This is a genomic window from Bradyrhizobium yuanmingense, assembly GCF_025200905.1.
GTDB lineage: Bacteria > Pseudomonadota > Alphaproteobacteria > Rhizobiales > Xanthobacteraceae > Bradyrhizobium > Bradyrhizobium yuanmingense.
Genome location: NZ_CP104173.1, coordinates 2,388,477 through 2,411,892, shown reverse-complemented (window position 1 = coordinate 2,411,892; position 23,416 = coordinate 2,388,477). Strand labels below are relative to the sequence as shown.

16 protein-coding genes are annotated in these 23,416 nt (G+C 64.1%); 11 read left to right on the top strand and 5 right to left on the bottom strand.

What is annotated here, in order from left to right:
* The first annotated feature begins 292 nt into the window (after nt 1–292).
* From N2605_RS11240 to N2605_RS11205, 8 genes are all read left to right on the top strand, one after another.
* The gene (locus N2605_RS11240; protein ID WP_036005822.1) at nt 293–1,048 is read left to right on the top strand and encodes an alpha/beta hydrolase; all 756 of its coding nucleotides are present in this window, start codon (nt 293–295) and stop codon (nt 1,046–1,048) included.
* 55 nt (nt 1,049–1,103) lie between these two features.
* The gene (locus N2605_RS11235; RefSeq protein ID WP_109144365.1) at nt 1,104–2,117 is read left to right on the top strand and encodes an aldo/keto reductase; all 1,014 of its coding nucleotides are present in this window, start codon (nt 1,104–1,106) and stop codon (nt 2,115–2,117) included.
* Nucleotides 2,118–2,147: 30 nt separating this feature from the next.
* The gene (locus N2605_RS11230; RefSeq protein ID WP_036005827.1) at nt 2,148–2,981 is read left to right on the top strand and encodes a VOC family protein; all 834 of its coding nucleotides are present in this window, start codon (nt 2,148–2,150) and stop codon (nt 2,979–2,981) included.
* 146 nt (nt 2,982–3,127) lie between these two features.
* Nucleotides 3,128–3,463 carry a putative quinol monooxygenase gene (locus N2605_RS11225; protein ID WP_425248855.1) on the top strand — a complete coding sequence of 112 codons (336 nt, stop codon included), beginning with the start codon at nt 3,128–3,130 and terminating at the stop codon, nt 3,461–3,463.
* 129 nt (nt 3,464–3,592) lie between these two features.
* Complete coding sequence (locus tag N2605_RS11220; protein WP_260346575.1) at nt 3,593–6,514, top strand: ATP-binding protein; 2,922 nt, start codon at nt 3,593–3,595, stop codon at nt 6,512–6,514.
* A 108-nt stretch (nt 6,515–6,622) separates the two neighbouring features.
* Nucleotides 6,623–8,257, top strand: a complete 1,635-nt coding sequence (locus tag N2605_RS11215; RefSeq protein WP_260346574.1) for a thiamine pyrophosphate-requiring protein — start codon at nt 6,623–6,625, stop codon at nt 8,255–8,257.
* 104 nt (nt 8,258–8,361) lie between these two features.
* The gene (locus N2605_RS11210; RefSeq protein ID WP_260346573.1) at nt 8,362–10,854 is read left to right on the top strand and encodes a GAF domain-containing sensor histidine kinase; all 2,493 of its coding nucleotides are present in this window, start codon (nt 8,362–8,364) and stop codon (nt 10,852–10,854) included.
* Between the two features lie 83 nt (nt 10,855–10,937).
* Nucleotides 10,938–12,587, top strand: a complete 1,650-nt coding sequence (locus N2605_RS11205) for an alpha/beta hydrolase (protein ID WP_050995889.1) — start codon at nt 10,938–10,940, stop codon at nt 12,585–12,587.
* A gap of 1 nt (nt 12,588) precedes the next feature.
* On the opposite strand, the gene N2605_RS11200 is transcribed toward N2605_RS11205, so the two are convergent.
* From N2605_RS11200 to N2605_RS11180, 5 genes are all read right to left on the bottom strand, one after another.
* Nucleotides 12,589–14,172, bottom strand: coding sequence for an MDR family MFS transporter (locus tag N2605_RS11200; protein WP_260346572.1), 1,584 nt, complete (start codon nt 14,170–14,172; stop codon nt 12,589–12,591).
* Nucleotides 14,173–14,370: 198 nt separating this feature from the next.
* Entirely contained in the window at nt 14,371–15,708 is a 1,338-nt protein-coding gene (locus tag N2605_RS11195) for a ComEC/Rec2 family competence protein (protein WP_225152782.1), read from the bottom strand.
* Between the two features lie 11 nt (nt 15,709–15,719).
* Complete coding sequence (locus tag N2605_RS11190; protein ID WP_260346571.1) at nt 15,720–17,741, bottom strand: S8 family peptidase; 2,022 nt, start codon at nt 17,739–17,741, stop codon at nt 15,720–15,722.
* An 11-nt stretch (nt 17,742–17,752) separates the two neighbouring features.
* Nucleotides 17,753–18,886, bottom strand: a complete 1,134-nt coding sequence (locus N2605_RS11185) for a patatin-like phospholipase family protein (RefSeq protein WP_260346570.1) — start codon at nt 18,884–18,886, stop codon at nt 17,753–17,755.
* 137 nt (nt 18,887–19,023) lie between these two features.
* The gene (locus tag N2605_RS11180; protein ID WP_036042979.1) at nt 19,024–19,533 is read right to left on the bottom strand and encodes a YcgN family cysteine cluster protein; all 510 of its coding nucleotides are present in this window, start codon (nt 19,531–19,533) and stop codon (nt 19,024–19,026) included.
* Between the two features lie 293 nt (nt 19,534–19,826).
* Between N2605_RS11180 and N2605_RS11175 the strand changes: the two genes are divergently transcribed.
* The 3 genes from N2605_RS11175 to N2605_RS11165 are packed head-to-tail and all read left to right on the top strand — an operon-like array spanning nt 19,827 to nt 23,285.
* Entirely contained in the window at nt 19,827–22,115 is a 2,289-nt protein-coding gene (locus N2605_RS11175; protein WP_260346569.1) for a transglycosylase domain-containing protein, read from the top strand.
* A gap of 10 nt (nt 22,116–22,125) precedes the next feature.
* Nucleotides 22,126–22,704, top strand: coding sequence for a DUF1214 domain-containing protein (locus tag N2605_RS11170; RefSeq protein ID WP_225146000.1), 579 nt, complete (start codon nt 22,126–22,128; stop codon nt 22,702–22,704).
* The gene (locus N2605_RS11165; protein ID WP_036005846.1) at nt 22,701–23,285 is read left to right on the top strand and encodes a DUF1254 domain-containing protein; all 585 of its coding nucleotides are present in this window, start codon (nt 22,701–22,703) and stop codon (nt 23,283–23,285) included. The genes N2605_RS11170 and N2605_RS11165 overlap by 4 nt, the downstream gene beginning before the upstream one ends.
* The last annotated feature ends 131 nt before the right edge of the window (nt 23,286–23,416 follow it).

Genomic DNA, 23,416 nt, shown 5'->3' with positions numbered 1-23,416 from the left:
CGAGCGATCATTCCATCCGGTGGTGAGTTGCAGCCCCGGTCACTGCCACGCCGATCGCGAATTACTCACAAGCTGCGCCAGCGAAGTCCAGAGGCGGCACGGTTAAAAGAGGTAAAAGCCAGCCAAGGCAAAGGCTTGGCGCCAGACGTGTTCGGCTTCGCAAGCTTGATCTCCTCGCACCTCAGCAAGATGCGTGCGTCATCGCGCAGGAATCGGAAATATCGCAATGCGGGCGTGCGCTAGTGAAGGCGCACCAACGACAATGTCGCCGTATAGAGGACAGGAGCCTGACATGAAGCCGCTTACCTCCGCGCTTGCCGCGTTGTCGATCGCAACCGCCGCCCCCGCGGCCGCGGCCGACAGGAATGTTTCGATTGTTCTCGTGCACGGCGCCTTCGTCGATGGCTCGGGCTGGAAGGACACCTACGGCATCCTCTCGGAGGCGGGCTATGAGGTGCTCGTCGTTCAGCAGCCGACGATCACGCTTCGCGACGATGTCGCCGAGACCGAGCGCGTGATCGCCAAGGCGCGGCATCCCGTCATTCTGGTCGGGCATTCCTATGGTGGGATGGTCATCACGGAAGCCGGCGACAATCCCAAGGTTCGCAGCCTGGTCTATCTCGCTGCCTTTGCTCCTGACGCCGGAGAGTCCGTCAGCACGCTGGCGGAAGCCCCGGTGCCCGCCGGCGAGCACAAAGCTCCGCTGGTCACCGAGGGCAATTATCTGCTCGTCGACCGCGCAAAATTCCCCACCTCTTTCGCGGCCGATGTCGACCCGGCCACGACCCGCTTCATGGGCGCCGCGCAGCTGCCCTGGGGATTGCAGGCGGTGCAGACCAAGGTCGATCGCGTGGCGTGGAAGACGAAGCCGACCTATTACATGGTGACGAGCGAGGATCGCATGATCCCGCCGACGGCACAGCGCACCATGGCCAAGCGTTCCGGCGCGAAGGTGACGGAGATGAAGAGCAGCCACGCCGTCATGCTGTCGCATCCGCGCGAGGTCGCGGCGTTCATCAGAAGCGCAGACACGTCAGCGACCGACTGAGATCGGCTGCGCCGCACACCGACGGACTTGGCCCTCGCAGACAAGGACTAGCAACATGTCCCTCAAGGATATTCTGCCGGGACGACTAGGGTTCGGCGCGGCGCCGCTCGGCAACATGTTCCGCGACATCCCGGAGCGGGAAGCGCTCGCGACGGTGAACGCAGCCTGGGACGACGGCATTCGCTATTTCGACACCGCGCCGTTCTACGGCGCGGGGCTTGCGGAGATCCGCATCGGCGCCGCACTCGCCGGCCGGCCGCGGAGCGACTACGTGCTCAGCACCAAGGTGGGCCGCCTGATCCTGGACGAGATCGAGGACGTCGATGCCCGCGACCTCGGCGAGAAGGGCGGCGTATTCAGGTACGGCCGCCCGAACCGGATCGTGAACGATTATTCCCGGGACGGAACGTTGCGCTCGATCGAGGACAGCCTGAAGCGGCTCGCGACTTCCCACATCGACGTCGCTTTCGTGCACGACGTTGCGCAGGATTTCTACGGCGACGAGTGGCTCTCGGTGTTCGAAAGCGCCCGCAAGGGCGCCTTCAGGGCGCTCGACCGGCTGCGCGACGAAGGCGTGGTCAAGGCGTGGGGACTAGGTGTCAACCGGGTCGAGCCGATCGAGCTGCTGCTCGCGCTCGAAGAGCCGCGCCCCGACGGCTTCCTGCTCGCGGGCCGATACACGCTGCTCGACCATGCAAGGGCGCTGCAGCGGGTGATGCCGATGGCCGCCGAGCACGAGCTCGCGATCGTGGTCGGCGGCCCCTACAGTTCCGGCGCGCTCGTCGGCGGCCCGAACTTCGAATATGCGCCGGCGCCTCCCGAAATCCTCAAGAAGGTGGCGCGGATCAAGGCGATCGCAGACCGCTATCGGATCAGCATGAAGGCGGCCGGCCTGCAGTTCGCGCTCGCCAATCCCGTGGTTGCCGCCGTCATTCCCGGTGCGAGCCGCCCAAGCCGCATCGCCGAGGATCGCGCGGCGCTCGAGGAAGCCATCCCGGCGGAGTTCTGGCGCGAGCTGCGCTCCGAGGGGCTGGTCAGCCCCGCAGCTCCGCTTCCCGCCGCTGATTAACCAATCCACCGAACGACCAAGGAGAGCAACATGACAGATGAAACCGACAACACCACCGAGATGGGTCGCCGCGCCCTGCTTCAAACCGCCGGCGCCGCCGTCGTCACCGGCATCATAGCCGGCACGGCAATCGACGCACGGGCCGCGACACAGGATGCGGAGCGCGACGAGGCACCGCTCGGCGCGCGGCTCCAGGGCGTCCAGCATTTCGGGCTGACGGTCCAGAACATGGAGCGGGCGTACCAGTTCTACACGGAGGTGCTTGGCGGCACCGAGGTGTTCCGGCACGGCGACTTCCAGGGGGACGGGGTGCAGAATACGCTGCTGGCCGACCAGGAGATCGAGGCGAACGCACGCGGGATCAATCCGCGAACAATTGGCGTGCCCGACTTGCGAAGCGGGGCACAGCGGCTCGATGTCCGGTTCATCCAGTTCGACAACATGGTGCTGGAGCTGCTGCAATATCGCGAGGCTGATCAGCCCATGGGCAGCGCCAAGAGTTTCGCCGAACCGCTGGAGCACATGAGCCCGGCCTTTCCGCGCATGATGCACATCTGTTTCTATGTTCGCGACGATGTCGACTTCAACAAGTTCATTGCGGATCTCGAAGCGGAATCGGCGCGCCGCGGCATGACGCAGGTGAGGGCGAACCGCACCATCCGCGTCATGACGGAAGCGGATCGCAAGGCCGCGCCCCGCAGCACCAACACGAACCGGGTGACCGCCGAACCCTCGAACGGCTGGGAGTTGATCTATTGCAAAGGACCCGAAGGCGAGCAGCTCGAATTCGTCAAGGCGCTCGGTCCGGTCAAGAAGCGCTTCAGCGAGGCCTTGGCAAAACGGCAACAGAAGATCCTGCGCTAGATTCTCGTGCGGGGCGGCTGTCAGGTGTCCTGGCTGGTCACTCTGCGATCCAATCACATGTCGAGGACTTCACCATGCAAACTCTCGTCCGCAACTCGCTTGCCGCCCTGCTGATCGCCTCCGTGGCGCCGGCGACGCTTCCGGCCATGGCTCAGGAGGCGCCGCGGGAGATCCCGGAGGGGGCATATTCCGTGGTGGCCCAGGTGCGCGCCAAGCCTGGAAAGGAAGACATGCTGCGTGCCGCCACCTTGCCGCTGATCGACTTGGTCCGCGGCGATCCCAAGAACCTGATCTATTTCCTTCAGGAAGACCGCGCCAAGCCGGGCCACTTCATCTTCTACGAAGTGTTCGCCAGCCAGGCCGATTTCGACGCACACAACGCGATGCCTTATGTGAAGGATTGGTTCGCCAAGCTTCCGGAACTTGCCGACGGCGGCGTCGAAGTCATGCGCATGGCCGTTCTTGGCAAGCCCAAAAAATAGCCGAGCCGTCCGGCGCGCGCGTGTGTCAATTGTCCTGCGGCAAATCGTACGACCCGGAAGGGTTCCCTTCAAAAATATTGCAGTGCATGATAATACCAGTCGATCTATTCGATCGATTGGCAATGATCAATGCGGGCTGCCACGGAGACACGACAACGAGGCACAGGCCGCCGGGAGCTAACCTACAGCTTCGGCTCCTTTCGACTGATACCCAGCCGCCAGTTGCTCCTTCTCAAAGGGCGCCCCGTCAAGCTGGGCGGACGCGCATTCGAGCTTTTGCAGCTGCTGGTGCAGCGCTGCGGCGAGTTGGTCAGCAAGAACGACCTGATGGCGGCCGCCTGGCCCGGCACCTTCCTCCACGACAGCAATCTCAAGGTCAACATGTGGAGCTTGCGGCGTTCGCTGGGAGATACCCAGATCGAGCCCGTCTACATCGCGACCGTGGCGCGACGCGGATACAAGTTCATCGCGCAGGTGCAGATCAGCATCGGCGAGGTCGAGGACGATCTTGCGCTCGCCGAACCGCTTCCCTCGTCTAGTCCGCCATTGCTGCGCGGCATCGTTGGTCGTGAAGCGGAAATCGACGAAATTACCGGTCTGTTGACCGGCAACAGGCACGTGACCCTGGCGGGCGCCGGAGGAATCGGCAAGACGACGGTTGCCTTGGCTGTAGCCCAGGCGTTTGCGCCACAGTGCCGCGACGGCGTGTGCTTCGTCGATCTCGCAACGATCTCCGACCCGACGCTGTTCGGCGCCGCACTGGTGACGGCATTGGGCATCAGGGGCAATCCGGACAACAGCTTGGCTGCGGCCATCGACTATCTGAAACCGCGGCAGATGCTGGTCATTCTGGACAATTGCGAGCACGTCCTGCCAGCCGCAACGATCTTCGCCGGCAGGTTCATGGCGGAGGCATCGCCGTCCAAGCTGCTTGCGACGAGCCGCGAACCGCTCGGCACCGCCACCGAGCACGTCGTCCGGCTCGGCTCCCTGGTCTCACCCAAACCCGGCCACGCCCTGACCCCAGATCAAGCCGTCAGGTTTCCGGCAGTGCAATTGTTCGTCAGCCGCGCCGCCGAATGGGCGGACTACCAATTCGTCGATGATGATTGCGAGGCCGTTGCCGCAATCTGCCACTCGCTCGACGGCCTCCCGCTGGCCATCGAATTGGCGGCAGCCCAGATCGGCAGGTTCAATCCTCACCAATTGGTGGAGTTGCTCGACCAGAATTTGGGTTTTCGTGCCCCCGCCGCCGATGGCGCGCCGCCGCGTCATGAAACGCTGATGGCGACGATCGACTGGAGCTTCAGACTGCTGTCGCAGCGGGAAGCCAGACTGTTCGGCCTGCTCTCGGTGTTCAGCGACGCATTCGAGGTCGAGGACGCGGTCTTCGTCGCCGAAGCGGCAGGGCTCACGCCGGTCGACGTCGTCACCGGCCTCGGCAGTCTCGTTGTTAAATCGCTCCTGAGCGCGCAGGCACATGGCGCGAGCCTGCGCTATCGCCTGCTCGACAGCACATGCCGCTATGCGAGCGAGCGGCGCCGGGCCGATCCTGCCTGCGACCAGGCGCTGCGCCGTCATGCGCAACGTGTCCTCACGCTGTTCGAGCAGTCCGAGGAGGAGTGGAACTGGCGCGAGCCGGCCGATTGGACCCAGCGTTACCTTGGCCGCATCGCCGACTTGCGCGCCGCTCTTTCATGGGCGTTCGGCGAGCACGGCGATGCCGTACTCGGGATCAGGCTCACGGTTGCGGCGATCACCTTGTGGTCGGAGACGTCGATCCTGTCGGAAGCGCAGGCGCGGTATGCGGACGCGCTCGCATTGGCCAAGACCGTCCCGTGCGACGATCTGTCCAAGACAAAACTCGCCTGCGCCCTTGGGTGGAGCCTCTTCTACGCCCGCAAGATGTCGAATGAGAACGAGATTGCCTGGCTTGATGCCATCCTCTTTGCAAGGCGGGCCGGCAACATCGAATATCAGCAGCGGGCGCTGGTCGGGTTCGGCTTCTACCTGCTGCAGATCGGCCAGGTCGAGCGCGCCATATCTTATCTTGAAGAGGCCACTGAGCTCGCCGACCGCGATCGCGATCTGACGGCGACGTCCGAAGCCGATCGCGCGCTGGCCTGGGCTCGCGCTTTTGCCGGCGAATTGAGCAGGAGCCGCCCTGTTCTCGACCGTCTTGCAGCGACCTACTCGCTGGCCGAAGGGCGTTCGCGCAAGGACGCGAACGAAGTCTATCGGTTCATCACCGTCCGCTTCAATCTGCCCTTCGTCGCGTGGATGCAAGGGCAAGCGGACTACGCGGCGAGGCTCGCCAAGGACGCCATCGATGCCGCGGACCGCAGCGGCCATTGGGTGTCACAGTCGAACGCATTTGGGCTCGCCGCCCTTCCCGTTGCGCTCGAAACCGGCAATCTTGACGCGCTCGCGAGCTACACTGATCGATTGCGTCGCAACCTTGAACGCGAGCGCATCTCACGCTGGGTTCCGGTCGAGCGCTATTTCTCCGCATGCCTTCGCGACCTGCGGGGCGATCCACGCGCGGTGGAGGATATTCGAGCCGCGATCGACGAACTGACAGAATTCCGGTTCTTGATGCGGATCGGCAGCTATCTCGCGGTCCTCGCCCGCGCCTATCTGAGGCAAGGGCGGATCGCGGAGGCGCAAGAAGCCATCACGCGGGCGATCGAGCATCAGGAACGCCAAGGCGAGCGCTGGTGCCGTCCGGAGCTCCAGAGAGTTGACGCCGCGATCCTTCTCCACACCGGCGAGCCGCTGCGCGCCGAAAAGCGGTTTCAGCAAGCGCTCGCGGAAGCGCGCAGGATAGGCGCGCTGACGTTCCAATTGCGGATCGCGACCGATCTCGCGGCACATTGGATCGCCACCGACCGCAGATCCAAGGCTGTCCGGCTGCTCTCGCCGATCTATCACGAGTTCACCGAGGGGTTCGGGACACCGGATCTGCTTGCGGCCCAGCGCCTGCTGCAGCCGACCGCGAGCGGCTGCAGCGACCATCGCAGGATGGAGCCGGTGCACGCTCGCGACGCATAGCTGGCCTACCGCCGCGCTCGCTGCCCGCGCTTTACGCTCCCGGAAATTCCTGATCCTCTCTTGCCAACAAGCCGGATCAACCGGCCTTAGCCTGAGGAGAGAGACGCCATGAAGCTCGGCACCGCCATTGCGGAAATCATGAGGCGCGAGGGGATCGAGATCCTCTGCGGCTATCCGGTCAATCATCTGATCGAGCACGCGGCCAAGGCCGAGATCCGGCCGGTGATGGTGCGGCAGGAGCGCGTCGGCATCCACATGGCGGACGCCATCTCGCGGGTGACGTCAGGGCGCAGCATCGGCGCCTTCTGCATGCAGCACGGGCCGGGCGCGGAGAATGCGATGGGCGGCGTGGCGCAGTGCTTCGGCGAATCCGTTCCCGTGCTGGTGCTGCCGATGGGCTATCAGCGCAGGCTGGCGCATATCGAGCCGAACTTCAATTCCAGCGAGGCGATGAAGCCGTTCGCGAAATCGTCCGAGCCGATTATCCTCGCGACCGAAGTCGTCAACATCTTCCGCCGCGCCTTCACCAGGCTGAAGAACGGCCGCGGCGGGCCCGTCATCGTCGAGATTCCCTCGGACATGTGGAACGAGGAGGTGCCGGAGCCGCTGAACTACACGCCGGTGCTGCGCACCCGCTACGGCGCCGACCCCGTTCACGTCAAGGAAGCCGCCAGCCTGCTGGTGAACGCAAAACGGCCGGTGATCTATGCCGGCCAGGGCGTGCATTACGCGCAGGCTTGGCCGCAGCTGAAACGGCTCGCCGAGCGATTGGCGATCCCCGTCACCACCAGCTTGGGTGGCAAATCATCGTTTCCGGAGACGCATCCGCTGTCGCTTGGCTCCGGCGGCCTTGCAGTGCCGCGCGCGGTGCCGAAATTTCTGGCCGAGGCCGACGTCATTTTCGGCATCGGCTGCTCCTTCACCGAGACCAATTTCGGCATCGCGATGCCGAAGGGCAAGACCATCATTCATTCGACGCTCGATCCCAATCATCTCAACAAGGATGTGGAAGCGAAGATCGGCCTGGTCGGCGATGCCGGCCTCGTGCTCGACGCGCTGCTGGAGGAGATCGGCAAGACCGTCACCGCGGATCGCGATGCATCCGCCGTCGCGGCCGAGATCGCAGCCTCGCACAAGGAATGGCTGGCGAAATGGATGCCGAAGCTGACCAGCAATGACGCGCCCTTGAGCCCCTATCGCGTGCTGTGGGATCTCCAGCACACCGTTGACATCGAGAATACGATCATCACCCATGATGCCGGCAGCCCGCGCGACCAGCTCTCGCCGTTCTGGCGATCGGTCGAGCCCCTCACCTATCTCGGCTGGGGCAAAACCACGCAGCTTGGCTACGGCCTCGGTCTTGCGATGGGCGCCAAGCTGGCAAAGCCCGACAAGCTCTGCATCAACGTCTGGGGCGATGCTGCGATCGGCTTCACCGGCATGGATTTCGAGACCGCGGTGCGCGAGCGCATCCCGATCATGTCGATCCTGCTCAACAATTTCTCGATGGCGATCGAGCTGAAGGTGATGCCGATCTCGACCGAAAAATATCGCTCGACCGACATTTCCGGCGACTACGCTGCGATGGCCCGCGCCTTCGGCGGCTACGGAGAGCGGGTGACGCGGCCGGAGGACATCGTGCCCGCGATCAAGCGCGGCATCGCGAAGACGAGGGAAGGCGTGCCGGTACTGCTGGAGTTCATCACAGCCAAGGAGACCGAGGTGTCGCGGCCCGGCACGTGAGCGGAGCCGGTGCGGGCACGGCTGCGAGCCGCTGGCTCCGGCCGCAGAAGTTGTGATAATCCGGCCCGGTGCCGCGCACGCCCGCGGCTCAAGCTGGACCGGGAATGACGACCGTTTTGCAGGAAATCGAGGAACTCGAGCGCCGATTGCGGTCGGCCGCCGCCGAGATTGCGCAGCTGCGGGCCGAGCTTGCGACGGCTCGGGATCGCCAGAGCGCCAGCGCCGAGATCCTGCGTACCATCGCCGCCTCGCCGTCCGATGCGCGGCCGGTCTTTACGGCGGTCGCCGCCAGCGCAAAGCGCCTGCTCGGCGGCTTCTCCGCCACCGTGCTTCAGTTCATCGGCGACGAGCTTCACCTCGTGGCGTTCACGCCGACCAATCCGGAGGCGGACGCGGGGCTCAAGGCGTCGTTCCCGCGCAAGATCGCGGACTTCCCGACTTTTGGCCTCGTGCGGGAGGGCCAGACGATCCAGTTTCCCGACAGCGAGGCGGCCGACGTCCCTGAACTGAACCGGGAGCTGGCGCGGCTGCGCGGCTTCCGCAGTGTGCTATTCATGCCGCTGATGAACCGGGGCGCGCCGGTCGGCATGATCAGCGTCACCCGCGCCGAGCCAGGATCATTCGCGCCCGACCTCGTCCAGCTGCTGCAGACCTTCGCCGACCAAGCCGTGATCGCGATTGAGAACGCGCGCCTGTTCAACGAGACGAAGGAGGCGCTGGAGCGCCAGACCGCGACGGCCGACATCCTGAAGGTGATGGCGGCATCCCCGTCCGACGTGCAGCCGGTATTCGCGGCCATCGCCACCAACGCCAACCGGCTGATCGGCGGCTTCTCCACCGCGGTGCTCCGCTATATCGACGGTGCCGCGCACCTTGCGGCATTCACGCCGACCGATCCGGCCGGCGATCGCGTGCTCCAAGCGTCCTTTCCGGTGCCGTTCGCACAATTTCCGCCCTACCAGCTCGTGGCCAATGGTACCGCGGCGCAATTGCCCGACACCGAGGTCGAGCCGGCCGCGCGCGACATCGCGCGGGCCCGCGGCTATCGCAGCATGCTGTTCGCGCCTCTGATGAGCGAAGGCGAAGCCATCGGCATCATCATCGCGACGCGACGCGCGACCGGCAACTTCGCCGAGCATCACGTGCGCCTGCTGCAGACCTTCGCCGACCAGGCCGTGATCGCGATCAAGAATGTCAGCCTGTTCAACGCGACCAAGGAAGCACTGGAACGTCAGACTGCGACTGCCGACATTCTCAAGGTGATCGCGGCTTCACCGTCCGATGTCACGCCGGTGTTCCAGGCCATTTCCGACAGCGCCAAGGCGCTGATCGGAGCGCACTCCTCCACTGTCACCCGCGTCGTCGACGGCATGCTGCATCTGGCCGCCTTCACGACCGACAATGAGGCCGGCAATGCGGATCTGCTGAACTCATTTCCGACGCCGCTGTCCTCATCGGGCATTCACAGTCGGGTGGCGAGCAGCGGCGAGTATGCCTTCCGCAGCGACATGCAGAACGAGCCTGATCTTACCGAGGCCATGAAGGAGCTGGCGCGAACACGCGGTTATCGCAGCATCCTCGTGGTGCCGATGCTGCGCGATGGCCTTGCGATCGGCACCATCGCCGTCACGCGGCGGGAGCCCGGTTATTTTCCGGACAAAGCCATCAACCTGCTCAAGACCTTTGCCGACCAGGCCGTGATCGCGGTCGAGAACACGCGCCTGTTCAACGAGGTTCAGGACCGCACCAGCGAGCTCGCCAAATCGCTCGATGATCTCCGCGCCGCGCAGGACCGCCTGATCCAGACCGAGAAGCTGGCGTCACTGGGCCAGCTCACGGCCGGCATCGCGCACGAGATCAAGAACCCGCTCAACTTCGTCAACAACTTCGCCTCGCTGTCTGCCGAGCTGACCGAGGAGCTGAACGAGGTGCTCGCGCCGGTCCCGCTCCCCGAGAATGTCCGCAGCGAGGTCGACGAGCTGACGGGGCTTCTGCAGGACAACCTCGGCAAGATCGTGCAGCACGGCCGCCGCGCCGATTCCATCGTCAAGAACATGCTGCTGCATTCGCGCGAAGGCGGCGGCGAGCATGGGCTGAGCGACATCAATGCATTGGTCGAGGAGAGCCTGAATCTCGCCTATCACGGCGCACGCGCCGAGAAGCCCGGATTCCACGTGACGCTGAAGCGCGCGCTCGATCCAGCGGCCGGACAGGCCGAAGTGTTTCCGCAGGAAATCACCCGCGTGCTCCTGAACCTGATCTCGAACGGCTTCCACGCGGTCATCAGGCGCAAGGCCGACGGTGCCGCCGGTTACGAGCCGATTGTGACCGCCGCGACGCGCGATCGCGGCGATGACGTCGAGATCACGATCCGCGACAACGGCACCGGCATTGCCGACGATGTGAAGGAGAAAATGTTCAATCCGTTCTTCACCACCAAGCCAGCCGGCGAAGGCACCGGCCTCGGGCTGTCGATGACCCACGACATCGTCGTGAAGCAGCACGGCGGCACGATCGACGTCGCGACCGAGCCGGGCAAGTTTACTGAATTCACGATCGTGCTGCCGCGCAAGAGTGGTCTGTCAGGCAATAGCTGAGGTTGAATCGCGCGGTGGGTGCTTTCGGCAAACTGGCGTGGCTCATTCGGCGGCAATTGCTGTCGTTCTCCGGCGTCGGCCTCATGCTCGGTGCCCTGTTCTTCGCAGCCGCGCTGACGCCGACGCTGATCCCGCGGAGCTATCTCACGCAGGGCGCCATCGCCGGCGCCTGCTTCGGGATCGGCTATCTCGCCGGCAACGTCTGGCGCTGGCTGTGGCACTATCTGGAATTGCCCGAGCCGCCGGCGCGCCTGAGATCGACCGCAAACGCGCTGGTGGCGGCCGCCTGCCTGCTCGTCGTCATTGTTTTTCTGTGGCGGGCGGCCGGATGGCAGAACTCGATCCGCACCGTGATGAAGATGGCGCCAGTCGAGACCGCCCATCCGCTCAAGGTCTGCGCCATCGCCGTGATGACGTTCGTCGTGCTGCTGGTGCTGGCGCGGCTGTTCGCGCTTGCCGTGCGCCTCATCGCCGCGCGTGCGAGGCGCGTCATTCCGCGGAGGATCGCGAACGTCATCGGCGTGCTCGCCGCGGGCCTGTTGTTTTGGTCAATCGCCAGCAATGTCCTGATCCGCACGGCGTTCAACGCGCTCGATGTGTCCTTTCGCGAAGTCGACGCCTTGCTCGAGCCCGAGCGGCCGCAGCCGACCGCGCCCGAACGAACGGGAAGTGCCGCCTCGCTGGTGAAGTGGACGCAGCTTGGACGCATGGGGCGCAGATTTATTGCCTCGGGGCCGACCGCAACGGAGATCAGTGCCATTACAGGAAGGCCCGCGCTGGAGCCCGTGCGGGTCTATGTCGGCCTTGGCGGCGCCGAGACGGCGCAAGCGCGCGCCCGGCTTGCGCTCGACGAGCTCAAGCGGCAGCACGGGTTTGAACGCGACACACTCATCGTCGTTACGCCGACCGGAACCGGCTGGATCGACCCTGCCGCGATGGACACCGTCGAATATCTCCACCATGGCGACGTCGCCAGTGTCGCGATGCAGTATTCCTATCTCAACAGTCCGCTGACGCTGCTGTTTCAGCCCGAATCCGGTGCAGAGGCGGCGCGCGCCCTGTTTTCGGAAATCTACGGCTACTGGGCGACGCTGCCGAAGAACCGGCGGCCGAAGCTGTACCTGCACGGACTGAGCCTCGGCGCGATGAACTCGGAAAAATCCGCAGAGCTGTTTGAGATGATCGGCGATCCGATTGCGGGCGCACTTTTGAGCGGCGCGCCGTTCGAAAGTCGCATCTGGCGCTCGATCACGGCAAACCGCAATCCGGGCACGCCGGCCTGGCTGCCGGAATTCCGCGACGGCCGCTTCGTGCGCTTCATGAACCAGAATGGACCGACGGTGCCGGCAGATGCGCCCTGGGGTCCGATGCGCGTCGTCTATCTGCAATATGCGAGCGACGCGATCACCTTCTTCGCCTATCACGACGCCTATCGGGCCCCTGACTGGATGACGGCGCCGCGCGGGCCGGATGTGTCACCGGAGCTGCGATGGTATCCAGTCGTGACAATGCTGCAGCTCGCCCTCGACATGGCGGTCGCGACCAATACGCCGATGGGCTTTGGCCATGTCTATGCGCCCGAACATTACGTCGATGCCTGGGTCGCCGTCACCGATGTCCATGATTGGTCCCCCGACGCGCTGGCGCAGCTCAAGACCCATCTTGCAGCGGCGGCGCGAAAGGCCGCCGAGGGCAATGTCGCAAACGAGCCTTACGCCGATCGAGGCGGCTAGCCTACTCGGCCATCTCTACGGACTGCTTGGCCGACGGTCCGGCCAGCGGCCGCTCCTCCATCGCGATCAGGCACAGCGCAGCGATCGTCATCAGCGCGGTGGCGGCGCCGAACACGTAGCGGAAGGCGTGCCGCATGTCGTCGGCGGGTATCGCGACGGCGCCCGCGGCGTGATGCTCGCCGGCGAGCGGGACGTCGGTGCCGAGCGCGATGAGCAGGATCGCGGCGAAGGCCGCCACCGTGAACGAGGACATCAGCGAGCGGAAGAAGTTCATCGCGCCGGTGATGGTGCCGACTTGCGGACGCGCCACCGAATTCTGCAGCGAGACCACGCACACCGGAAAAGTCGTGCCGAGTCCCAGCGCGAACGCGGCCATCAGCAGCAGCAGGCCCCAGAGCGGCAAGGTGGTGACTGTGAGGGCGAGACCGCACAGCGCGGCCCATGACGTGCCGATGATGGCGACGCGCTTGTAGTGTTTCGCGCGAGCCATGGTGCGGCCGGCGACGGCCGCGCCGACGGTCGAGACCGCCGCGAGCGGGATCAGCGCAAGCCCCGCCTCGCTGGCGGTGAGATGATAGACCTGCTCGTAATAGAGCGGCAGCTGCACGGTCAGGCCGGTGATCGCCCCGAGGCCGCAGCCGCCCGCGGTCAGCGCGAAAGGCGCCACCGATCCCGTCAGCAAGGGCAGCGGCAGGAACGGCTCGTCGGCCCGCCGGGCATGCCATACGAAGGTCACCGCGAGCCCGACGGCACCGCCCACCATCGCCAGCACCGTCGGCGAAAGCCAAGCATAGCGCGTCCCGCCCCAGGTCAGCACCAGCATGAAGACCACGGCGGACGCCATCAGCAAGAGGCCGCCGAGCCAGTCGACCTTGCGCTTGCGGTGGAACACCGGGATCTTCTTCATCTTCGGCAGCAGCAATGCGAGTGCTGCGGCCGCAAGCGGCAGGTTGATCCAGAAGATCATCGACCAGTGCAGATGCTCGGCGAACACGCCGCCGATGACCGGGCCGAGGATGCCGCCGACCATCCAGACGCTCGAGAAATAGGCCTGGTACTGCCCGCGCTCGCGCGGGCTCACCACGTCGGAGATCACGGTCTGCACCACCGGCATGATGCCGCCGCCGCCGAGGCCCTGAAGCCCGCGTGCCAGGATCAGCATCGGCATGTTCGGCGCGATCGCGCACAGCACCGAGCCCGCGACGAACAGGCTGAGCGAGATGATGATCATGACGCGGCGGCCGTAGATGTCGCTGAGCGTGCCGAACACCGGCGCGACCGCTGTCGAGGCGAGCAGATAGGCGGTGATCACCCAGGAGAGATTGGAGACGTCCTGGAACTGGCGTCCGATCGTCGGCAGCGCCGTCGCCACGATGGTCTGGTCGAGCGCGGCCAGGAACATCGTCACCATCAGGCTGATGACGATGGTGCGGACCTCATCCGAGCTCAGCGGTGCCGGCGGGGCGATCGAGGGCGCATCGTCGACGCTGATGACCTCGCTCGGCAGGCGGGACAGCTCTTCGGCAATATCGTCAGGCAATGTCTGGGTATCGGCAGAATTGCTCTGCCGGTCGAACTTGTTCATCTCGATCGGACGTCGTGACGCGGTGCAACACCGCCAAGGATTCGTTCTATGCAGCCCAACATAGAGGGGAAATTTCTTCCCGGGCAGGCACCGCGGCGCATGGGTGCATCCCACCGACGCATCCTCGCGGCTCCGTGATCGACAGGCGGAGCGACGCCGTATTGAGGTACTACTTGGAGCCTGAGCGCCCCCAGCCCACTAAAGCTCGATCGGGTCCAGCAAGTTGATCAGATGCGGTTTGCCGGGATCAACGATGACCACTTTCTTGCCGAACTTGGGATTGGTCCGGAACAGAGCGCCGAGGCTGTGCTTTTCCGGCGACCAATTTTCTCGAACCGGCTTCTTGGTTGCCGGATTTTTTTTCTTGCGCGCCTTCTCCTTCGCCTGCTCCTTTTCCCAGTCGGCTTGGCGCTCGATATCGATCTCGTCAATCGGGTAAGTTAGGTGGATCGTGTATTCGGCGTCGACGCCCCGTGCTTTCAGCAGCATTTCCAAGGTCGCTCGTTCGGGGTTACCGTGCTCGCCATCGCCTGAGAAGACGTAGTGATCGGCAGGCACACGTTCGAAGAAGATCGTCTCCATATTGTTGTCGCTGCCGTGGTGAGGAACTTTCAGGACGTGGACATGCCGTTTCCAGTTCTCCTTCTTCTTGTCCGCGTCCAAGAGCCCCGCCAGCTCCATTCCTTCCAAAATCTTGTCCCCGCGCGCGTCGCCGGTCAGCAGCATGCTCTTGCCGCCCATTTCAGCCAGAACGACGATGCTGGAGAGATTGGGCACCGACTTGTCGACGAATGCCGCCAGCATTGCTTCCGGGTTTTTCTTCCCCTGCTTTTGCTCCCTCAGCCATTTGTCATGGGCCTCCTGAAGGGCCAGCAATTCCGGCTGCATCGGTCCTGCCACGGTCATCTTGAGACCGCCATCCAACGTCACCGCTTCCGTATCCTCGGTTGCGACGATCAGCTCGCCGTCGAATTTGTGGTTCAGTTTCCATTGCCGACGCGCTGGCGAGCGCCGTTGCAACACTTCGCGATCATCACGCAATTGACGGCCTTGCGAAATGCCTGCGAGAACATCCACCGTCTGATGCACCTCTTCCTCGTCAGATTCTTCGTCGGGCTCGATTGCGTCAAAATCCGGCCTGCGCGCAGTGCCTGCCTCGAATGACGCCGGCCCAAATCCGGACAACAGTTCTTCAGGCGCAGTCGTAAGCAGATCGTCAAAGCTGTTGTGCCACAGGCTGGCGACCTTGAGACGGAGATCGGGACTGTTGCCCAGCTGATCCGCCGTTAGTTCGAGAATGCCCCTGATGTGATCGTCGTCGATATGACTGATCATCACAACGTCTATGGGCAAGGGATCATTCGGCTCCAATTCGCGCGAACGGTGAATCTGCGCGATTCTCGGCGCCAGATGTGGCTTATAGACCTTGGCAGGTCCTCCATCGATCAGCATCAGATGCGGATCGTCAGCTGTTCCGAAATGAAGGATCAGGCAATCGCCCTTGCGGGCACGCAAGACGTCAAGGCTAAAATGCATCGCATTCCTCCTCAGATCGATTGAAGAGCCCGCAACACGTCGAGCATGCCGTGCCCCTGAAAGCTGCGCTCGCGGCCAAGATCCGTCGCGCTCTCGCACAGGATGCGTTTGACCCGACGCGGCTGCCCGATCAGCTCTTCGTATCGGGCGAGCAGCATGGCCGCGGCTCCACTGACCATGGGAGCCGCCATGCTGGTGCCCGATTCCGGAGCCCAATCATCATTCGGAACGGTCGATAGAATTCGCTCACCGGGCGCGACGAGATCCGGCTTCGCGCGGCCATCGCCAGTTGGACCGCGGCTCGAGAAGAAGCTGATTCCGTATGTATGCGGCCAATTCCCGTGGGTCGATCCAACCGTGATGACGCCCTCGGCGTTTCCTGGATCGGTAATACTGAAGGCGGCGTAATTTTCGAACGGACCGTCCTTCGTTTCGAATTTCTGAAAGCCGCGATTACCCGCTGCGGCCACGACCACCACTCCGCTTTCGACCAAACGCTCGCATTCGTTGCAAATCGGCGTCCGCCCACATGCAAAATTGCGCACGTTATGGGGAATTGAGAGGCTGAGATTCGCGCCGTGAATCATGATGTAGTTGTGCCGCTCGTTGACGTAACGGATGTACTGCATGGCAGCGATAACGGCGAACTCGGTCTCCTCCAGGCTCGCACCCAGCACGCGGAAATCGTACAGTCCGATGTCCGGGCACATGCCGCCAGCGTATTTGCCGTTCTTCTGGTCCGCTCCGATGATTCCGGCAACGTGGGTCCCGTGCGAACTGGGCAGCTTTTCAGACTTGTCGTTTGGATCCGGCCTCTTGACCGTGATTAGCCTTTCGACGGTCGCCCAGTTGATGGGGCGCTCCTTCTCGAAGTCTTCGGCAATCTTCTCTAGATTGACGTCCACCTCGGCTCCAGCGAGCCCGGACGTTCGGATCAGCTTTTCGCGGGTTTGAGCATCGACGTCACCCGTCTCACTGCTAACGATCTCGCGAATATTCGTGAAGTCGAAGATTTTCCTGACACGCGACGTCGGCTTCTCGCCGGACGTCATGAACGCGTCGTGATTGTTTTGAATACCGGAATCAAGAACTGCCCAAACGATGTTCTTGCACTGGACGTTAAACAGCGACCTCGCAGCGTCGGCCTTGACCGCTGGCACCGACCGATCGAGCGCGGGAACGGCCGATCGGTTGAGCGATACCTGGAAAATACAAGTTGGTCTCTCTTCCGCCGGCTCGCTCCTGGTATCGACGCCGTCGTTCTGCTGCCGAGCATTCTCGTCCGCTTTGACTACTTCATAAAGTGCGAACATGCCGGAGAGAATCTCGTCAGCATAGTCCCGGTATCGTTCCAATGCCTGCTCAAAGGTCAGTGGCTCCAGTGGTTCGTCCCAACCGACGGGACGTTCCAGCTTGCAAATCCAGTAAATCAATCCGGCGAGCGCGATATACCTTTGGAGCGACGTGGCATTGTCCAATGTGCGTTCGCGCAGCGCGTTGGATCTCTTCGGCCCTTGCTGGAGCAACTTTTTGATCGTCCCCTGATTATCGCCGGCATCCACGCCTTCGATCCTTTCGGCCACCTTCGGCTCGCGCCACCATTGTGTCCGCGGCACCAGGATGCGCAGCACTTGGTCGAAATAGAGCCGCGCACCGACGAGCCCCTGCAAATAGGCGACCTTGGCCTTTGTTGGAGGCCGGCCAGGCGGCGCAGATTCGACCGGCACTTTCAGCGCGCCTGCGATGGTACGGGCCACGCTCACCGCGGTCGCATTCTTGTGCGGCGTAATCAGAACATCCTGGGCGATGCCCGGATCGAGAGCGTAAGCCGCCCAGACATCGCCGAGCAGCGGCGAGTCCTGCAGCACGCGCCTGTCGTCGCGGGGACCCAGGAGGATATGTTCGACCACTTCGGGCGGAACAGAGAACTGCTTGGGTCTTCCGTCGGCCGAGACCGGCCAAGTCGGCCCGCGGCTCTTGGGTGTGCCGCTTTGCGGTTTTGCACGCCGCTTACGCCCCTTGTCGTCCGCCATTGTCGTCTTCCTCAGACACCAGACTGCGGATAGGGAAAGGCGGGCGGCGGCCCGACCGCCGCGAGATGCTTGCGCAGGGCTGCATCACACACGGCGTAGCCCCAGTTGATCAGTCTTTCCTGCGTCGTCGCGTCCAACCGCTTCAGACGTGTCGGCACTTCCGCAAGTTGCAATGTACGCTCGAAAGGACACGGCAGAGCATCGGCCAGCCCGTAATTCGCGATGTCGGTGCGGATGCCCCAATAGGCGCCCTTGCGCGTTCCCGATTTGAAGGAGTCGATGACCTGGCGCTTGCGCAGCGAACGCACCTGATTGTCGATCAGATTGAGGATCCGGTAGGAATGCCGCGGCCAGTCCGTCTCCGGCTCCTCCTCAGCCTCGATCTTGCCGCCGGCGTCGCTGACCAGAACGGTCTGGTGGCGCTTCCATGCGGTCTCGAGGCCGAGATTGTCGTAGACGCCGCCATCGCTGAGAACGACGCGCGTTGTAAATGGAGGCCGCTGCAGGTCGAGCCCGGTACCGGGCACGAAATCGCTGTCCTTGAGGCGCAATTCGAAGGGAGAGAGGACCGGAGGAAAAGCGGAGGACGCCGCCACGGCTTGCGCCAGCAGAATTTCTGGATTCTTCACCTCGCCGACGCGGTAGTCGCGCATATAGGGCTTCATGAAGCGCCAGAGCGCGCCTGACTGCACGTTCGTCGCATTGATCACGAAGCGCGGCTCGTCAGGCATATCCTGCAGAGTCTTGCCGCGAAACAGGTGATCGTCATACGCCTCGGCAATCCGGTCGCCGATGCTGCCTGGTAACAGCGCGCCCAGGATGACCGACTCGGCATCGATTGTGATGCCGGCGAAGGCGCGCAACGGCGCGACGAATTTCGGAATGAAATCGCTGTCGACGCTGTCGGGTGTGAAGCTGAGGCCCGGCCACGCCAGCGCCAACATGCCGGCAGTGATCGACCCGCCGGAAACGCTCGATATGCGCCTGACGTTCTTCAGCAGTCCTGTTTCATATAGGCGCCACAGGACGCCGACATGAAACACCATCGCGCGATATCCTCCGCCGGAAAGGCAGAGCGCAGTGGTTGGTTCCAGCGGCTTGTTCTCGTCGTCGGTCGGTATCGGGTGAACCGGATCGGAAATCATGGGGCCCCCAAAAATCCTAGGGTACCTTCAGCAATTCAAAACAACCTGAATATAGCCATAGCAGAATCTACAACCAGCTTAGCACCTCAACCCCTGAATGTGAAGCGCATCTGCATGCGACCGCTGCGCACAGCTGTTCAAGGTCGCTTCTTCAGACGCGCCCGCTTCGGCAAGGTCGCCGGCCATTGCACGATGTGGTCCTCGAGCTCCTCGTCCGGGACCTCCTCCTCGCTGCCCTCCACGCGGCCGCGCACGGAGACGCCGGCTTCGTGCACGGTGTTGGGGTCACCCGAAACCAGCGGATGCCACCAATAGAGGTCGCGCCCTTCGGCGACGAGCTTGTAGCCGCAGCTCGGCGGCAGCCAGTTCAGGGTGCGGACATTGGCCGGGGTCAGGCGGACGCAGTCCGGAACCTTGTCGGAACGATTCGGATAGTCCTTGCAGGCGCAGCTCGTCCCGTCGAGCAGCTTGCAGCCGATATGGGTGAAGTAGATCTGCCCGGTATCCTCGTCTTCGAGCTTGTTCAGACAGCAGCGGCCGCAGCCGTCGCACAGGCTTTCCCACTCGCGCTCCGACATCTGTTCCAACGTCTTGGTTTTCCAGAAGAATCCTTCCTGGCCTTGAGATCGTTTGGGAGCTGCGGTCATGCGCCTCAACAACAGTTCGAAAGAGCTACGGCAACGCCATCTAGGGCGCGCGGCGGCAATGGTGCAAGCGAGGCCCCTTTGAGGCCCGTAATGAACCGGGGGTCAATTAGGCCTGTTGTTCAAAATAGCGAGCGTGGCCATTGGTTTATGAGCCCCGCTCGGCTAGAAGGAACAGCAAGTCCCTCGGATGCTGGCCGGGCGCCTTGGGTTTGCCGCAACATACCCGCAAGACGTCTCGATGCCGCCCCGGCCGGGTGCTTGAACGCTTTCGAAGCAAGCCGCAAGGGTTCTAGGTGCGCCAGATCATACCACCGCATTGGAAGCAGAGGATCCGGAATTTCTTCCTGGATCTCGATGCGCGCATCGACTCCTCGCTGTTCTCCTCGGCCAAGGGCATCCGCGAGCTCTACGAGCGCTACTCGACCTTCATGGACCGCTTCTATGTCGGGCGGTGGAAGCGCTGGGTGTTCATCGAGCCGTTCTCGGAGGCCGCAACCCTCGGGCTCGGCGGCCTCGTCGTGATGCTCGCCCTCGCCATCCCGGCCTTCCGCGAGACCGCGGACGAGGACTGGCTGAAGAAGTCCGACCTCGCGGTGAGCTTCCTCGACCGCTACGGCAACCCGATCGGCAGCCGCGGCATCAAGCACAACGACTCCATTCCGCTGGAAGACTTTCCGGACGTGCTGATCAAGGCGACGCTGGCGACCGAGGACCGCCGCTTCTACGAGCATTTCGGCATCGACATCGCCGGCACTGCGCGCGCGCTCGTCACCAACGCGCAAGCGGGCGGCGTGCGCCAGGGCGGCTCCTCGATCACCCAGCAGCTCGCCAAGAACCTGTTCCTGAGCAACGAGCGCACCATCGAGCGCAAGGTCAACGAGGCCTTCCTCGCGATCTGGCTGGAATGGCGCCTGACCAAGAACGAGATCCTCAAGCTCTATCTCGACCGCGCCTATATGGGCGGCGGCACCTTCGGCGTCGACGGCGCGGCGCATTTCTACTTCAACAAGTCCGCGCGCGACGTGACGCTGGCGGAAGCGGCGATGCTCGCCGGCCTGTTCAAGGCGCCGACCAAGTACGCCCCGCACATCAACCTGCCCGCCGCCCGCGCACGCGCCAACGTCGTGCTGGACAACCTCGTCGATGCCGGCTTCATGACCGAGGGCCAGGTGTTCGGCGCCCGCCGCAACCCCGCCTTCGCGGTCGACCGCCGCGACGAGGCCTCGCCGAACTATTATCTCGACTACGCCTTCGACGAGATGCGCAAGCTGGTCGATACCTTCCCGAAGTCCTACACCGAGCGCGTCTTCGTGGTGCGCACCGCGATCGATGCCAACGTGCAGAAGGCGGCCGAAGACGCTGTCGAGAACCAGCTGCGCCAGTTCGGCCGCGACTATCACGCGACGCAGGCCGCGACCGTCGTCGCCGATCTCGACGGCGGCATCCGCGCGATGGTCGGCGGCCGCGACTACGGCGCCAGCCAGTTCAACCGCGCCACCGACGCCTATCGCCAGCCCGGCTCCTCGTTCAAGCCCTACGTCTACACCACCGCGCTGCTGAACGGCTACACGCCCAACTCGATCGTGGTCGACGGCCCGGTCTGCATCGGCAATTGGTGCCCGCAGAATTATGGCCATTCCTATTCCGGCTCGGTGACGCTGACGCAGGCGATCACGCGTTCGATCAACGTCGTGCCGGTGAAGCTGTCGATCGAGATCGGCCGGAAGAACGAGCCCAAGACGCAGAACCCCGCCAAGGTCGGCCGCGCCAAGATCGTCGAGGTCGCGCGCCGCTTCGGCATCAAGGCGCCGCTGCCCGACACGCCGTCGCTGCCGATCGGCTCGGACGAGGTCAACGTGCTCGAGCACGCGGTCGCATACGCGACCTTCCCCAATCGCGGCAAGGCGGTGACGCCGCATGCGGTGCTGGAAGTGCGCACCGGCGCGGGCGACCTGGTCTGGCGCTGGGACCGCGACGGCCCGAAGCCGCGCCAGGCGATCCCGGCTTCCGTCGCCGCCGACATGTCCGGCATGATGAGCCACGTCGTCAGCGAAGGCACCGCACGGCGCGCCGCGCTGGACGGCATTCCGACCGCGGGCAAGACCGGCACGACCAATGCCTATCGCGACGCCTGGTTCGTCGGCTTCACCGGCAATTTCACCTGCGCGGTGTGGTACGGCAACGACGATTACTCGCCGACCAACCGCATGACCGGCGGCTCGCTGCCGGCGCAGACCTGGCACGACATCATGCTCGTGGCGCATCAGGGCGTGGAGGTCCGGGAGATCCCCGGCATCGGCATGGGCCAGAAGCTGCCGCCGCAGCATGTGAGCAACGCGCAGGCCAACGCGGCTGCGAAGGTGCTGGAGACCAAGCCCGGTCCGCCGCCGGTGCTAACCAAGCGCGGCGCGGACATCCTGGTGCGGGTCGAGAAGCTGCTGGATGATGCGGCCAAGGCCGCGAACAAATCGACGGCGAATGACAGCAAGCCGGCAAGGCCGTCCTCGTCGACGAGCGCGCTCGCCTTCCCGCAGAACTATGCGGAAGACAACGCCAACGCCTCTGCCCCGCGCAAGAACTGATCGAAAGCAAGTGCGGCTGATCCTGACCACATTGACGGCGCTTCTTCTCGCGACGGTCGTCGGCGTCGGCGCGACGTGGATGACCACGACGCGCGGCACCGAGATCGGCGCGCTGACCATCGGCCCCTGGACGGCACGGCCGCGCACCGGCACCGCCGACGTCGATCCCTATTCGCGCGCCACCATCGTCCGCAACGGCGAGCTGCCGATCGGCACCGGCGACGGTGTCGCCTTCACCGCCACCACCGACGACAGGAAGAAGGCGCTCGACGGCCGCTGCGACGTGGTCGTCTCCGGCGTGACGCCGCCGGCGCGGTTCTGGACGCTGACGCTCTACGACCGCAAGGGCCATCTCGTCGCCAATTCGCTGCAGCGCTACGGCTTCACCAGCCAGGAGATCGTGCGCGCCTCCGACGGCTCGTTCGAGATCCGGATCGCCTCGCGCTCGCGCGCCGGCAACTGGCTGCCGACCGGCGGCATCGAGCGCTATGCCTTGATGCTGCGTCTCTACGACACGCCGGTCGGCGTTGGAACGCGCACCCAGCGCGATGCGCCGATGCCGAGCATCACCACGGTGGGCTGCTCATGATCCGGCTCGTCTTCACCGTCGTCGCCGGCGTGGTGCTGGGCCTCGTGGTCCATCTCGTCAGCGTGCTGGCGCTGCCGCGGATTGCCACACAGGATGCCTATTCGCGGCTGACGCCGATGACCAGGGTGAACGCCGTCACCCAGCTTCCCCTCGCCGATCCCAACAATTCGCCGATGCCGTTCATGGATCCGGCCTTCGCGCTGGCGATCTGTCGTTATGATCTGTCTGGCGGGCCGATCAAGCTCACCGTGCCGGTGAGCCAGGCCTACACCTCGGTGTCGTTCTACACCCGCAACGAGATCGCCTATTACGCCATCAACGACCGCTCCGCGGGCCGCAAGGTGATCGAGCTCGACCTGATGACGGAAGCGCAGCATAGCGAGCTGCCGGAGGACGAAGAGGTCACCGCGGCCGACCGCCTGATCATCGATTCCCCGACCACGACCGGCCTGATCCTGATGAAGGCGCTCGCGCCCGAGCCCGGCTTGATGCAGCAGGCGCAAGGCTCGCTCCAGGCTGCGACCTGCGCCCCGCAGACCGAGCCGCCGGCCAAGGCCGAGGCACCGCGCAGCCGGCGGTGAGCGCGGCCGCCAACAAAAAGTGCGAAAACAACCCCATGCACAGTAGCGGGGCGTTGAAATCATTACGCTCTTCCGCCGACCGCAACGATACCGCCGGGGACGCGTGCGTACCTTTGACTCGTCGGGCAAAA